Source organism: Rhodovibrio sodomensis (assembly GCF_016583645.1).
Classification (GTDB): domain Bacteria; phylum Pseudomonadota; class Alphaproteobacteria; order Kiloniellales; family Rhodovibrionaceae; genus Rhodovibrio; species Rhodovibrio sodomensis.
Genome location: NZ_NRRL01000015.1, coordinates 42,416 through 56,795 on the forward strand (window position 1 = coordinate 42,416; position 14,380 = coordinate 56,795).

The 14,380-nt window shown below is 71.0% G+C and carries 11 protein-coding genes; 4 read left to right on the forward strand and 7 right to left on the reverse strand.

The annotated features are described in order from the left end of the window. The first annotated feature begins 173 nt into the window (after nt 1–173). The 3 genes from CKO28_RS08370 to CKO28_RS08380 are packed head-to-tail and all read left to right on the forward strand — an operon-like array spanning nt 174 to nt 2,500. Entirely contained in the window at nt 174–692 is a 519-nt protein-coding gene (locus CKO28_RS08370) for a low molecular weight protein-tyrosine-phosphatase (protein WP_338050082.1), read from the forward strand. A 27-nt stretch (nt 693–719) separates the two neighbouring features. Beyond that, nucleotides 720–1,583 (forward strand): fructosamine kinase family protein, encoded by an 864-nt coding sequence (locus CKO28_RS08375; RefSeq protein ID WP_200340181.1) that lies wholly within the window; start codon nt 720–722, stop codon nt 1,581–1,583. Next, nucleotides 1,580–2,500 (forward strand): DMT family transporter, encoded by a 921-nt coding sequence (locus tag CKO28_RS08380; RefSeq protein ID WP_200340182.1) that lies wholly within the window; start codon nt 1,580–1,582, stop codon nt 2,498–2,500. The genes CKO28_RS08375 and CKO28_RS08380 overlap by 4 nt, the downstream gene beginning before the upstream one ends. 190 nt (nt 2,501–2,690) lie before the next feature. Here the strand turns inward: CKO28_RS08380 and CKO28_RS08385 are convergent, their stop codons facing one another. The 4 genes from CKO28_RS08385 to CKO28_RS08400 form a co-directional block, all read right to left on the reverse strand. Further along, nucleotides 2,691–3,287 (reverse strand): pyridoxamine 5'-phosphate oxidase family protein, encoded by a 597-nt coding sequence (locus tag CKO28_RS08385; RefSeq protein ID WP_200340183.1) that lies wholly within the window; start codon nt 3,285–3,287, stop codon nt 2,691–2,693. A gap of 10 nt (nt 3,288–3,297) precedes the next feature. Further along, entirely contained in the window at nt 3,298–4,716 is a 1,419-nt protein-coding gene (locus CKO28_RS08390; RefSeq protein ID WP_200340184.1) for an MFS transporter, read from the reverse strand. Nucleotides 4,717–4,905: 189 nt separating this feature from the next. After that, nucleotides 4,906–5,634, reverse strand: a complete 729-nt coding sequence (locus tag CKO28_RS08395; protein WP_200340185.1) for a DUF6134 family protein — start codon at nt 5,632–5,634, stop codon at nt 4,906–4,908. Nucleotides 5,635–5,906: 272 nt separating this feature from the next. Then, a complete protein-coding gene (locus tag CKO28_RS08400) occupies nt 5,907–8,039 on the reverse strand; it encodes an AsmA family protein (protein ID WP_200340186.1) in 2,133 nt (710 codons plus the stop codon). 266 nt (nt 8,040–8,305) lie between these two features. Here CKO28_RS08400 and CKO28_RS08405 point away from each other — a divergent pair, with 266 nt between their 5' ends. Continuing rightward, nucleotides 8,306–9,130: a metal-dependent hydrolase gene (locus CKO28_RS08405; protein ID WP_200340187.1), complete on the forward strand. Its 825-nt coding sequence runs from the start codon at nt 8,306–8,308 to the stop codon at nt 9,128–9,130. Nucleotides 9,131–9,289: 159 nt separating this feature from the next. Here the strand turns inward: CKO28_RS08405 and gyrB are convergent, their stop codons facing one another. The 3 genes from gyrB to dnaN form a co-directional block, all read right to left on the reverse strand. Beyond that, nucleotides 9,290–11,785: a DNA topoisomerase (ATP-hydrolyzing) subunit B gene (gene gyrB / locus CKO28_RS08410; protein WP_200340188.1), complete on the reverse strand. Its 2,496-nt coding sequence runs from the start codon at nt 11,783–11,785 to the stop codon at nt 9,290–9,292. Nucleotides 11,786–11,897: 112 nt separating this feature from the next. Beyond that, on the reverse strand, nt 11,898–13,202 hold the full coding sequence (gene recF / locus CKO28_RS08415) for a DNA replication/repair protein RecF (RefSeq protein WP_338050084.1): 1,305 nt from the start codon (nt 13,200–13,202) through the stop codon (nt 11,898–11,900). Next, nucleotides 13,199–14,332: a DNA polymerase III subunit beta gene (gene dnaN / locus CKO28_RS08420; RefSeq protein WP_200340189.1), complete on the reverse strand. Its 1,134-nt coding sequence runs from the start codon at nt 14,330–14,332 to the stop codon at nt 13,199–13,201. The genes recF and dnaN overlap by 4 nt, the downstream gene beginning before the upstream one ends. Between the last annotated feature and the right edge of the window lie 48 nt (nt 14,333–14,380).

The following is a 14,380-nucleotide window of genomic DNA, read 5'->3' on the forward strand; positions in this document are numbered from 1 at the left end:
ATGCTAGAGGACGGATGGGGTGCGGCTCGCGCCTCTAGCTAAGCCAAGGCAGCGGCCCATCTCAACCCCGTTCGGGCCCGCGCCGCAGCATGGCCGCGCGCCGGCCCCGTCCGGCCGCATCACGCAGCCACACCACGCAGCCGAACCAGGCAGCCAACAGGAGGTCCGTCGAGGTGGCAGCACCCCAGGAAAGCACGTCCAACCCCCGGGCCGGGACGCCGGTCAGCGTGCTGTTCGTCTGCACCGGGAACATCTGCCGCTCGCCCAGCGCGGAGGCGATCCTGCGCCACAAGGCGCACCACGCCGGGCTCGCCGACCGGCTGAAGATCGACAGCGCCGGGCTGGGCGAATGGCATCTGGGCCACCCGCCCGACCCGCGCGCGGTCGACGCGGTCGCGGCGCACGGTTATTCCATGGGCGGACAGACCGCGCGTCTGGTCGACCCGCGCGACTTCGAGCGGTTCGACTACGTGATCGCGATGGACGAGGGCCACCATGCCCAGCTCAACGAAATTTGCCCGCGCGCGCGCAAGGACCGGGTGCGGCTGTTCCTGGAGTTCGCCCCGCAGACCGGCCGCAAAAGCGTGCCCGACCCCTACTACGGCGACACCAGCGGGTTCGACGCGATGGTCGGGCTGATCGAGGCCGGCACCGACGGGATCCTGGCCGAGATCGCCGAACGGGCCGGATAGCGTGGGTCAAGACGGGGAGCCAGCAGCTTGAGCCGGATCGACGCGGAGCTGAGCCAGCGGATCGAGCAGGCGCTGGGCCGCACGCCGACCGGCGCGGCGCCGCTGCCGGGCGGCTGCATCGGCGAGGTGGTCAAGCTCGCCTTCGCCGACGGCGGCGCGCCGGCGGTCGCCAAGTGCGCCCGCGGCGGCGGGCTGGCGCTGGAAGGCTACATGCTGCAGGTCTTGAATGACCGATCCGAGTTGCCGGTGCCGCAGGTGCTGTACGGCGACGACACGCTGCTGCTGATGACCTTCATCGACGGCCACGGCCCCCTGAACGCCGCCGCCCAGCGCGACGCGGCGGACCATGTCGCCCGCCTGCACGCCGTCCGCGGCGTGGCGTTCGGGCTGGAGCGGGACACCCTGATCGGCCCGCTGCACCAGCCGAACCCGCAAACCGAGCGCTGGCTCGACTTCTTTCGCGACCACCGGCTGCGCTACATGGCCGACGTCGCCCTGGACCGCGGCAGCCTGACGAGCCAGCAGCGCGACCGGATCGAGCGGTTCGCCGGCAAGCTGGGGCGGTATCTGGACGAACCGGCCCATCCGGCCCTGCTGCACGGCGACATGTGGGGCGGCAACGTGCTGCCCAAGGGCGACCGGATCGCCGGCTTCATCGATCCGGCCGTGTACTATGGCCATCCGGAGATCGAGCTCGCCTTCGCCACCCTGTTCGGCACCTTCGGCCAGCCGTTTTTCGAGCGCTACGCCGAGCGCGCGCCATTCGAGCCCGGGGGCTTCTTCGAGGCGCGCCGGGACGTCTACAACCTTTATCCCCTGCTGGTGCACGCGGCCGCGTTCGGGCCCGGCTGGGCCGAGCAGGCGATGCAGACGATCGACCGGTTGCTATGAGCGCGCCCCACCGGGCGTCCGGCAGCGCGCGCACCCGCACGCCGGACGCCGGCGGCGGCAACCTGGCCGGGATCGCGACCATGGTGGCCGGGGTGTTCTGCCTGGCGACGATGGACGCGCTGGCGAAGTTCCTGGGCGCGAGTTATCCCGTGCTACAGTTGGTTTTCCTGCGCTCGGCGATCGCGCTGCCGCTGCTGCTCGCGATCGCTTGGTTCAGCCACGGCGGGCTCGCTAGCCTGCGCACGCGCCGGCCGTGGGTGCACGCCGCCCGCGCGGTGATCACCGCGCTCGCGATCTTCAGCTTCTATACCGCGCTGACCTTCCTGCCGCTCGCCGAGGTCACCGCGATCGCGTTCGCGGCCCCGCTGATCATGACCGCGCTGGCGCGCCCGCTGCTGGGCGAGCAGGTCGGCTGGCGGCGCTGGTCGGCCGTGCTGGTCGGCTTCCTGGGCGTGCTGATCGTGGTCAAACCGGGCACCGCGGCGTTCCAGCCGGCCGCGCTGATCGCCCTCGCCGCCGCCTTGTTCTACGCCCTGATGCTGATGACCGCGCGCAAGTTCGCCGCCAGCGAAAGCGCGATCTCGCTGGTCGTCTGGTCGACCGCCGGCGCGGGCGTGATCGCGGCCGCGACGATGCCGTTCGCCTGGACGCCGGTCGCCGCGGCCGACGGCGGCTGGTTCCTGGCGCTGGGCGGGCTGGGGGCGGTCACCATGCTGCTGCTGACCCGCGCCTTCCACCTCGCCCCCGCGGCCGTGATCGCGCCGTTCGACTATACGGCGCTGATCTGGGCGCTCGGCTATGGCTGGCTGATCTGGGCGGAGGTCCCCGGCCCGACCACCTGGGCCGGCGCCGCCGTGATCGCCGGCGCGGGCCTCTACGTCACCCACCGCGAAAGCCGGCGGAAGGCGCGCGGGTAGTGCGGGGGTATCCACGCCCCCAACACTAAACGGATCCTCCTCCTCCACTGGGAGGAGGGGCGAGGGGAGGAGGGACCACGGGCCTCCGCGCCGCCGGCAACCTCCTCTCCCTAGCCCTCTCCTCCCACTGGAGGCGAGGGGACTTAGGTGGGGCGGAGAGGCCGACCCGCCGTACGCCCCGGCGACCCGTTTACGGCGTCAGCCAGCTCGCCGTGTACGCGCCGTCGCCGAGCTGAAAGAGCGCCCGCCGGTGGCCCTGGCCGGCGAGGTAGAGCCATTCGATCTCCCGAACGTGCGCGCGCACCACGCGGAAGGTCTCGAAGCCGACGTCGGGGTCCTCGGGCGCCGGCTCGGCGTAGCCGTCGGGGGCGGCGACCGGGGTGCCGGGGGCGGGATCGATGCGGTAGCAGACGCGGCTGAACGCGCGGGTCTTGTCCCAGGCCGCGCGGGCCACCGCGTCCTCGCCATGAACCTGGGCGCGGGCGCGCACGCGCAGCTGCAGCTTGGCCGCGCGGTCGTAGAAGTGCAGCGCAAGGCGCGGCTCCGCCTCGATCTCCGCCACCTTGGGCGACCGGCGGTCGGTGTGGAACTGCAGCCAGGCCGCCGCGCGGTCGCTGGCGCGCAGCACCACGGTGCGCACCCGCGGATCGCCGCCGCGGCCGATCGTGGCGACGGCGGGCAGGTGGAACGGGGCCTTGGCGTTGGTCACGCCGTCGTCAAGCAGCCGCCAGGCTTCGGCGTAGGCGGCGTCGAGGTCGTTGTAGAAGGCGGGTGTCTCGTCGGTCATGGCCGCGAGGCTAATGCGCGCCCGCGGCTTGGGAAAGCGGCGCGCGGTCGCCCGGACGCGTCTCGTCCGGGCCGCCGTCGGCCAGCCGGCGCTTGATCCGCTCCTGCTCCGCGGCGTCGATCGGGTAGCCGCGCAGCAGCCAGATCGACAGCAGCTTGATCGCGCACGGCAACAGCGCGTAGAGCGCGGCGAGCGCGAACAGCGCGCCGGCGGACTGGCGCGCCGCCTCCGCGTCGAATCCGGCGAGCGCCAGCGCCGGAAAGGCGATGCCGACCGCGAGCGCGAGCGGCACCTTGGTCGCCACGCCCCAGGCGGCGAAGAACAGCCCGGACCGCCGGCGGCCGGAGCGCAGCGTGTCCAGGTCGATCACGTCCGCCTGCATCGACGGCGGCAGCGCCAGCTCCCCGCCCAGCGGCAGGCCGGTCAGCACGCACACCAGCAGGAACCACCAGATGTCGCCGGGGCCCAGCAGCACGGCGATCCAGAAGGTGGCGGCCGCCATCCCCATCGCCGCCATCCAGACCCGGTGCTTGCCGAACCGCCGCGACAGCCGCAGCCAGATCGGCACGCCCGCGACCGCGCACAGGAAGTAGACGCCCAACAGCGGCCAGGCCCACGCCGCCGCCTGCAGGACGTGCTCGACGTACAGCAGGAACAGGGTCGCCGGCAGGCCGTAGGCGATCCCGTTCAGGAAATACGCCACGATCAGCTTGCGGAACGGCCGGTTGCCGGTGATCACCGACCAGGAAAAGCGATGGCTGCTGCCCGCGACCCGGGCCCGGGCGTCGTCCGGCAGGGCGAAGACGCAGGCGATCACGCCGATCGGCAGCAGGATCGTCAGGCCCCACGCGAAGCCCGCCATGATCGTCGTGCGCTCCAGCGACAGCAGCGCCGGCCCGGCCATCGCGCCCACCGTGCCGACGACGATCGCGACCTCGCGCGCGGCGGCGACCCGGCTGCGCTCGTGGTAGTCGTCGGTCATCTCCGCGGCCCAGGCGTTGTAGGGCAGCATGATCATGGTGCCGCCGGTGTAGAGCAGCACCGTCCAGAGCAGCAGATGCGGCCAGCCGACCAGGCCGTCGGCGACGAACGCGCGCGGGGTGAACAGGAACCAGACCGACAGCACGGCGAGCGGCAGGCCCGCCAGCATCCACGGCTTGCGTCGGCCGAGCCGTCCGGGCGTCCGGTCCGACAGCACGCCGATCAGGGGATCGGTGACCACGTCCCACAGCCGCGCCAGCAGCAGCACCGCGCCCACGGCCGTCAGGCCGACGCCCAGGTCCTCGGCGTAGTAGGTCGGCAGGGTGACGTAGAGCGGCAGCAGCAGCGCCGCGAGCGGTATTCCGGGCAGGGCGTAGGCGCTCAGCTGCCACCAGGCGAACGTGCGCCCGCTGGCCGGGGGGATCTCGGGAGCGGCGGCGTCGGTCATACGGGGTCTCGGCGCGCCTGGGTCGGGAGGTGGCATGGGCCGGAGGCCGGGATGGCCCCCGCGGGGCAGCGGCGGGTTAGAGCAAAATCGATGAGGGTCGGGTCGACCTTGATCGTGAATTTTGCTCTAACTGCTTGAAGAGAGAGCAAGATTCAGCTGAAAGGTGACGTCACCTTCCAGCATCTTGCTCTAGCTCTGGCTCGCGGTCGGCGGCTGGGTCGGCAGGTAGCCGGTGTGCTTCGTCAGGTGGTAGGTCACACGCTCCCCGCGGGCGTCGAACGCAAGGCCGACCCAGCGGTTCATGTCGCGATACCAGATGTGGGTGTCGATGCCACCGTGAATGACGTAGCGCTGCGCCTGTACCGGCCCGTCGGCGGTCTGCACGGTGTCCTGGCCGCGCGCCTCGACGGTGATCTCCTCGACCGTCCCGGTCTGAGTGTTGAGCAGCTTGTCCGCTTCAATCGTGGCCGCGATCCAGTAGGTCGAGGGCAGGATCGTGCCGGCGACCGTCTTGCTGCCGTCCTTGGTCCGGACCTTTAGGCTGCCGTCGTCCAGCCGCCTGGCGTCGACCCGGTACTCGGTGCCGTCGTCGTTGGTCCGCGTCTTCATCGCCACGATCCGCCCGTTGTCCCAGGTGGTGGTGTTTTCGTGGGTGTAGCGGAAGAACGTGATCGGGCCGATGCCGACCGACAGCTCGATGTCGACCTTGACGGTCAGGCGGTCGCCCTGCCGGCGGAAGGTCAGCTGGTGGGTGCCGATCTTGTCGCCGCCGCGCTTGACGTCGAAGCGCAGCCGACCGGTTTGCTCGGCCTGGTCAACCGTGACCGGCGCGAAGCTGGCCGGGGCGGCGCTGCCGCCGGCGGGCGCCAGCAGGGCGCCGGCGAACAGGCCGGCGGTCAGGGTACGGGCGAGGCGCATGGTACACCCTCTCGGGCTGATGGATGTAGGAGACCCACGGGCGGCCGTCCCGCGATATCGGGATGCCGCCAGTGCCTGTCCATACGCACGCGCACGCTCATTGGATGTCGAAAAGATGGCAGCCGGCGGTTCGGGGGATCCCGGTGCACGGGCGCTCACGTACCCGCCAGAGAGCTTTCGAGATGGCCATCCGTCGACCGGCTCAGGATGGGCTCCGAGAGCGAAACGCTTGGAGCCCCAAACCGGCTTAATCGGTTGTGCGCTAGCCAGGATCAGTTGCCGAGCAGGTTCTTGAGCGCGTCCTTGGCCTTGTCCTCGACCGAGCCGCTGCCTGAGGCGCCGCCGTCGGCGGCGCCGGTTCCGTCGCTGCTGCCCGAGCCGCCATTACCGCCGCCGGAGCTGCCGCCGCCGGTCAAGCTTTCCAGTATCTTGCGCGGGTCGGCGCCGCCCTCGACGCCTTGCTTCACCTTGTCGAACGTCTGCTTAAGCTTCTGGGGATCCTGCACGGCGTCCTGGATCACGCTCTTCAGGTCCGGGCGGTAGCTGAGGTTGTGCCAGGGGCCCTCGACGATCACCGGCACGGCGATCCCCTCTTCCTGGACCTCGCCGCCCTGGCCCTCGGTCGTCGCCACGGCCTTGGGCGTCAGGCGGTAGTCCACCGTCCGCGCGCCGATGTCGACCTGGCCCTCGCCGCGCACCCGCAGCAGCGGGTTGAGCAGCAGCAGGTCATCGTTCCGCAGCACGCCGTCGGTGATGTTGAAGCTGGCGGACAGTTCGGCGAAGTCGGTCTTCTGCGTCTCGCCGGCGTTTTGGAAGGCCGACTTCACGTTGCGCACCATCTGGGCGAGGTTGATCCCGGTGATCGCGCCGTCCTGGAAGTCGACCGCGCCGGTGCCGTTCAGGTTTTCGACCAGCGCCTTCTGCGACTTGCCGGTGGCCTGCACGTCGATCTGGAAGGCGCCGGTGCCCGCCAGCCGCTCGAAGCCGGCGACGTCGGTCAGGAACGGCTGGGCGTTCAAGCTTATAAGCTGGAATTGCAGCGCGAGCGACGGCGTGTCCTGCCGGGCGTTGACCACCACGCGGCCGGTGCCGTTGCCCTGATACAGGTTGAGCTCGCTCAGATCGGCCTGCAGGCGGCCGTCCTGCAACTGCATCTGCATCGCCGTTCGGCCAACCGTGACCTCACGTGCCTGGATGCCCTCGACCGACAGGTCGAAGTCGACGTTGAGCGTGTGCAGGGCCGACAGGTCGATCGGATCGTCGTTCCACTGCGTCGGGCCGCCGTCGGCGCCACCGCTGCCGCTGCCCGATCCGTCGCCGCCGCCGGCGGCCTGCGCGTCCTCGGTCGGGGCCGGCAGATAGGGGGTCAGGTTCATCTGCGCCAGCGCCAGCTTGCCCGACAGGCGCGGCTTGCTGCCGGTCAGGTCGACGGCGAACCGGCCCTCGCCGGTGATCTCGTCGAACACGATCCGGTTCGCCGAAAAGCCGTAGGTCTGACCGCGGGCGTCGACCGTGCCGGCGAGCTGGAAGGTTTCCAGCGTGCCCTCGGGCGCCTCGATCGGACCGGCGCCGACCCAGGCGGCGAGCCGCTTGATCGACGGCACCTCGAGGTCAAGCTCGCCCTGGATCCGGCGCGGCTGGGCGTTCACCAGGTCGCCGTCGAAGCTCAGGTCGACCGGGTCGGAGGCCACGGTCGCGACGATGTCCGTCTGTTCGCCCGCCATCAGCAGGCGCGGCGTGGCGACCTTAAGGTCCAGGTTGATCGTCTCGCCGTTCCAGGTCAGCGCGCCGTCCGCCGTCATCGGGGCGTCCAGCGAGGCCAGGTTGACGGTCATGTTGACGCCGGTGATCTTGGTCGTCTGACCGCTCTGGGCGTCGCGGTAGGTGACCGTCCCGTCGACCAGGCGCACGTCGTTCAGGCTGATGTCCTGCAGCGGGCCGGTCCCGGTTCCGCCGCCGGCGCCGCCGCCAGCGGTGTCGCCGGCCGGCTGACCGCCTGCCTGGCCGCCGCCCTGCATGCCGGCGAACTGCCAGTTGCCCTGCCCCTGGGCGTTCTTGGCCAGGTGGATCACCGGCTGCCGCAGCACGAAGCTCTCGACCTGCAGCTCGCCGGACAGCAGGGCGAACGGGTTCACGCGCACCTGCATCCGCTCGAACTGCGCCATCTGCGGGGTCTCGGCCCAGTCGGCGTTAGCGAAGCGCACCTGGTTCGCGGTCAGCTGGGTGCGCGGCAGGATCGACAGCGACAGGTCGCCCGCGATCGTCAGCGACCGGCCGGTGGCCGATTCCACCTGCCGGGCGATCTGCTGCTTGTAGGTCTCCACCGGGATCAGGAACGGCGCGATCAACACGATCGCGACCAACAACACCACGATGGCGGCGACGATCAGCAAGAGCTTCTTCATAACCGGGTCGGTCCTTGGCGGCCTGGGTCGGCGGCGGGCGGCACGTCTGAGACGCGGCGGCCATCCGGGCGGAACGGGAATTTTAACATAGGCAACGCTGGTTCGCCCCGACGGTCAAGCGGCAAAGTGGTGGCGCGACGCTCGCAGCGCTGGCCGGTCCGGGCGCGGGGTTGTGCTCCGGGCGCGGGGTTGCAGGGCGACCGGCGCAAGGCTCACCTGGGGGGTGGACGACGCAGACCCCACAATCGCGAACGAGGAGACCCCGAATGCGCCGTCGATCCCGTCCCCAGCCGCTGGCGGCCGCCGCGGGCGGTCTGGCCGTCCTGCTGCTGACCGCCGCGGGCAGCGCGCACGCGGCGGAGGTGCGCTTCCTCGGCCACAGCGCGCTCGAGATCCGCGCGCAGGAGCGCACCATCCTGGTCGACCCCTACCTGAGCGACAATCCGGTCGCCCCGGCCGCGGCGAAGCAGCCGGGCGCGTTCGAGGGCCTCGACCTGATCCTGCTGACCCACGGCCACGCCGACCATCTGGGCGACACCGCGGCCCTGGTGCGGCGCACCGACGCCCAAGTGGCGCTGAACGCCGACCTCGGGCGGACGCTGGCCGCGCTCGGAATCGTGCCGGCGGACCGGCAGGTGCGCTTCAACTTCGGCGGCACGGTGAGGCCGCTGGGCGAGCGGATCCGGATCACCATGGTGCAGGCGGTGCACAGCTCGAGCGTGACGGTCCCGGGCGGCGACGGCGCTCCGGCGAAAGTGCGCGGCGGCGGTGCGGCCGTCGGCTACATCATCGAGACCGCCGACGGGTCCAGCCTGTACCACGCCGGCGACACGTCGGTGTTCCGGGGCATGTCCTACGTCACCGAGTACTACGAGCCGGAGCTCGCCTTCATCCCCGCCGGCGGGCGCGAGACGATGGGCCCGGACCAGGCCGCGCACGCGCTGATGAACTACCTGAACGTCCGCCGCGCGGTGCCGATGCACTACCGCGTCACCGGCCAGCGCGACGTCCCCGGCCGGATCCGCGACCGGCTGGGCGACTACCCGGTCGAGGTGCTGACGGTCGAGCCTGGCGAGACGGTGGATTTCTAGCGCCGCCTCTCACCAACCCAACTGATCCCCCTTGTCCACTGGGAGGAGGGGCTAGGGGAGCAGGGTGCCCGCGGCGCAGGCCGTGCTTACCTCCTCTCCCCGGCCCTCTCCTCCCAGTGGAGGAGCGGGCGAAAGACCGTCGGACGGGAAGGCGCCGCCCTAGACGTCCAGATTCGACACTTCCAGCGCGTGCGACTGGATGAACTCGCGGCGCGGGTCGACGACGTCGCCCATCAGGGTGGAGAACAGGCTCTGCGCCTCGTCCTGGTGCGCCACGCCGACCTGCAGCAGCGAGCGGTTGGACGGGTCGAGCGTGGTCTCCCACAGCTGGTCCGGGTTCATCTCGCCCAGGCCCTTGTAGCGGGAGATCGTCAGGCCCTTCTTGCCGTGCTCCATCACCTGGACGGCGAGTTCGAGCGGGCCCCACAGCGGGATCGTGTGATCCTTGGTCCGCAGTTCCGCGGGCTCGCCGAACAGCGCCTGCAGCTCGCTGCGCATCTCCGCCAGACGGCGGGTTTCCGCGGTGCGCAGCAGCGCCTGGTCGATCCGGTAGCTCTCGTCGACCCCGCGCACCGTGCGGGAGACGCGCAGGCTGCCGTCGTCCTCGATCGTGCCGTGCCAGCTGCTTTCCTTGTCCGGCACGATCCGGTTCAGGCGCTGGGCCAGCGTGTCGACCGCATCGCGCGCGCGGGCGTCGTCGTCGAGCGCTTCCGGCGCCAGCGCGCCCGAGATCGCCGCCTGCTCGACCACCTGCGGCGCGCCGACCCGGCGGATCGGGGTCTGCATCAGCTGCCGGGCCTTGAGCGCCAGTTGGACCCGGGCGCGGAAGTCTTCCTTGGCGATGTACTGCCCGTCGGCGGTCTTGAGCACGCTGTCGCTGACCGCCTGTTCGACCAGGTATTCCTCCATCTCCCGGTCGCCCTTGATGTAGGTCAGCGACTGGCCGCGCTTGACCCGGAACAGCGGCGGCTGGGCGATGTAGAGGTGGCCGTCCTGAATCAGCTGCGGCATTTGCCGGTAGAAGAAGGTCAAGAGCAGGGTGCGGATGTGGCTGCCGTCCACGTCCGCGTCGGTCATGATGATGATCTTGTGATAGCGCAGCTTGTCGATGTTGAATTCGTCCGCGCCGATGCCGGTGCCGAGCGCGGTGATCAGCGTGCCGATCTCCTGGCTTGACAGCATCTTGTCGAACCGCGCGCGCTCGACGTTCAGGATCTTGCCCTTCAGCGGCAGGATCGCCTGGGTCCGGCGGTCGCGCCCCTGCTTGGCGGAACCGCCGGCGCTGTCGCCCTCGACGATGAACAGTTCGGACTTCGCCGGGTCGCGCTCCTGGCAGTCGGCCAGCTTGCCCGGCAGGTTGGCGACGTCGAGCGCGCCCTTGCGCCGGGTCAGCTCGCGCGCCTTGCGCGCCGCCTCCCGGGCGGCCGCGGCCTCGGCGACCTTGGAGACGATCTTCTTGGCCTCGTTCGGGTGCTCGTCGAACCACTGCGCCAGCGCCTCGTTGACCACGCCCTCGACCGCCGGGCGGACCTCGCTGCTGACCAGCTTGTCCTTGGTCTGGCTGGAGAACTTGGGGTCCGGTACCTTGACCGAGAGCACGCAGGTCAGGCCCTCGCGCGCGTCCTCGCCGGTCAGCGTGACCTTTTCCTTCTTCAGGATGCCGCTCGACTGGGCGTAGGCGTTGATCTGGCGGGTCAGCGCGGCGCGCAGACCGGCCAAGTGGGTGCCGCCGTCCTGCTGGGGGATGTTGTTGGTAAAGCAGAGCACGGACTCGTGATAGGCGTCGGTCCACTCCATCGCCGCCTCGACCACGATGCCGTTGCGCTCGTCCTTCATCTGCATCGGGGTGTCGAGCAGCGACTGCTTGGAGCGGTCGAGGTACTGCACGAACGCGCGCACGCCGCCGTCGTAGTGCAGCTCGACCTCGCGCGGCTCGGCGTCGCGGTCGTCGACCAGCTTCAGCGTCACCCCGGAGTTCAGGAACGCGAGTTCGCGCAGGCGGTGCTCCAGCCGGTCGAAGTCGAAGTCGCGCTCGGCGAAGATGTCGGGCGACGGCCAGAACACGATCGCCGTGCCGCTGCCGGTCGCCTCGCCGATGTCATGCAGGGGCTCGGTCGGCTCGCCGTCGGTAAAGCCCGCCTTGTAGCGCCGGCCGCCGCGGTGGATGTCCAGCTCCAGGCGCTCCGACAAGGCATTCACCACCGACACGCCGACGCCGTGCAGGCCGCCGGAGACCTTGTAGGAGTTCTGGTCGAACTTCCCGCCGGCGTGCAGCTGGGTCATGATCACCTCGGCGGCGGAGATGCCCTCCTCCGGGTGCATGTCGACCGGGATGCCGCGGCCGTTGTCGGCCACGCGGACGCTGCCGTCGGGCAGCAGGCGGACCTCGATCCAGTCGCAGTAGCCGCCCAGCGCCTCGTCGATCGAGTTGTCGACGACCTCCCAGACCATGTGGTGCAGGCCGGAGCCGTCGTCGGTGTCGCCGATGTACATGCCCGGGCGCATGCGCACGGCTTCCAGCCCGCGCAGCACGCGGATCGAATCGGCGCCGTAGGCCTCCGACGCCGCGGAACGGCGGGCCTCCTCCTGGGCGCTGCTCGCCGCCTTGCTTTCGGGGGGGACCTCGGGGCTCTGGCGTTCGGGATTCTGGGTCATCGGCTTCTATGTGGTGATTGCCTTGGGGGATGTCGCCGTCCAGCCGGCCGGCGGTCCGGGGGCCGGGACCGCCCGGCCGGACGCCCGCGTCGCGGCGCTGGGCCGGCCGCCGTCAGGTCGCCGGCGTGACCGGCTTGATCCGGGCGGCCTGCACCTCGAAGAACTGCGCGCGGCCCTGGAGGCCGGCGAACAGCTCCGGATCGGTGCCGGTCAGCCACGGCTGGGCGCCCAGCGCGACCAGCTCGTCGAACAGCGCCGCGCGCCGTTCGGCGTCCAGGTGGGCCGCCACCTCGTCGAGCAGCACGAGCGGCGCGAAGCCCCGTTCGGCGGTCAGCAGCCGGGCGTGCGCCAGCACGATCGAGATCAACAGCGCCTTCTGCTCGCCCGTCGAGCAGAGCTCGGCCGGCAGATCGCGGGCGACGTGCCGGGCCACCAAGTCGGCGCGGTGCGGGCCGTACGCCGCCCCGCCGGTGTCCGCGTCGCGGCCGCGCGCCTGCTGCAGCGCGGCCGTCATCTTCTCCTCCGCGTCGAGCGCGGAGAGTTCGTCGAACCAGGTCTCCAGGTCGCCCGCCAGCCCCAGGTCGGCCTTCGGGAACGGGCCGCCGCCGCTCGCGGACGCGCTGGCCAGCCGGTCGATCAGCTGGCGCCGGGCGGCGGCGATCGCCACGCCGCGCTCGGCCATCCGCTGCTCCAGCACCCCGAGCCAGGCGGGATCCGGCGCCCGGTCGCCGCGCAGCAGGCGGGCGCGCTCGCGCAGCGCATGCTCGTAGGCGTTGACCCGGCCGGCGTGCGCGGGATCGATGCCGTAGACCAGCCGGTCGACGAACCGCCGGCGCCCGCCGGGGCTGTCCTGGAACAGCCGGTCCATCTGCGGGGTCAGCCAGGTCACCGCGACGATCTCGCCCAGCGCCTGCTGGCTGCCGGCGAAGTCGCCGTCGATCTTGACCGCCCGGCGTTCGCGGCCGTCGGCGGTCGGGTCGCGCCCGGTGCCGAGGTCGCGCGGCCCGTCCGGCGTGATCACCCGGGCGGCGACCGCCCAGGGCTGCTGCGCGGGAACCGGCGCGTCGGCTTGCGCGTCCGCCCCCTGGCCCCGACCCTGGGCGCCCGGATGGCGCTCCACCTCGCTCAGCCCGGCGCGGCGCAGGCCGCGGCCGGGGGCAAGGAACGACACCGCTTCCAGCAGATTGGTCTTGCCCGCGCCGTTGGGGCCGGTCAGGACCACCGGACGCCCGTCGCCGTGCAACTCGGCGTGTGCGTAGTTGCGGAACGCGGTCAGGTGCAGACGCCGGACGTACAGCCCCGGGGTCGGGGCCGGCGCGGCGACCCGGTCGCGGGTGTCCGCGTGGAGGGCGGCGTGTCCTGTGCGTTCCATCGACACCTGGGGCTGGCGCGGCGTGCGGCGGGCGGCGCGGCTCACACGCGCATCGGCATGAGCACGTAGAGCGCGCTGGTGTCGCCGGCGTCCTGCACGATCGTGGGCGAGGCGGAATCGGACAGGCTGAACTGCGCGCCGTCGCCCGACAGCCGTTCGGCGATGTCGAGCAGATAGCGCGAGTTGAAGCCGATCTCGATGTTTTCGCCCTGGTAGGAGATCTCCAGCTCCTCGGTCGCGCTGCCGTTCTCCGGGCTGGTCGCGGACAGCGTCAGGGTGTTGTCGGCGAGCGACAGCTTGACCGCGCGGCTCTTCTCCGTGGAGATCGTCGAGACGCGGTCGACCGCGGAGGCGAACGCCTTGCGGTCGACCTCCATCATCTTGTCGTTGCCCGACGGGATCACCCGCTCGTAGTCCGGGAAGGTGCCGTCGATCAGCTTCGAGGTCAGGACCGTGCTGTCGAAGGTGAAGCGCACCTTGGTCTCCGACAGCGCGATCTCGATGCCGCCGTCGGTCTCGTCGATCAGCTTGCGCAGCTCGTTGACCGTCTTGCGCGGCACGATCACCCCGGGCATGCCGTCGGCGCCATCGGGCAGCGGCATCTCGAAGCGCGCCAGGCGATGACCGTCGGTCGCCACGCCGCGCAGATGCTTGGTGCCGCCGTCCGAGTCGGCCTCGCCGCTGGTCGCGTGGACGTAGATGCCGTTCAGGTAGTAGCGCGTCTCCTCGGTCGAGATGGCGAAGCGGGTGCGGTCGATCAGCTCGCGCAGCTCCTTGCCCTGCAGGCTGAACGCCTGCGGCAGGTCGTTCGCCTGGGTCGCCGGGAAGTCCTCCTTGGGCAGGGTCGCCAGCTGGAAGGTCGAGCGCCCGCTCTTCAGGCGCATCTGGCCCTGGTCGCCCTGGACGTCCAACTCGACCTGCGCGCCGTCGGGCAGCTTGCGGACGATGTCGTACAGCGTGTGCGCCGGCGCGGTGGTGGCGCCGGCCTCCGCGACCTGGCAGCCGACCTCCTCCACGATCGTCAGGTCCATGTCGGTCGCGGTCAGCTTCGCGGCGCCCGAGCCGGCCTCGATCAGGACGTTGGAGAGGATCGGAATGGTGTTGCGCCGCTCGACCACGCTCTGGACGTGCCCCAGCGACTTCAACAGCGCGGCGCGCTCGATCGTAAGCTTCATCTGATCCCCGTCTCGATCCTCTAAGAAAACTTGTTTTTCAATGACTTG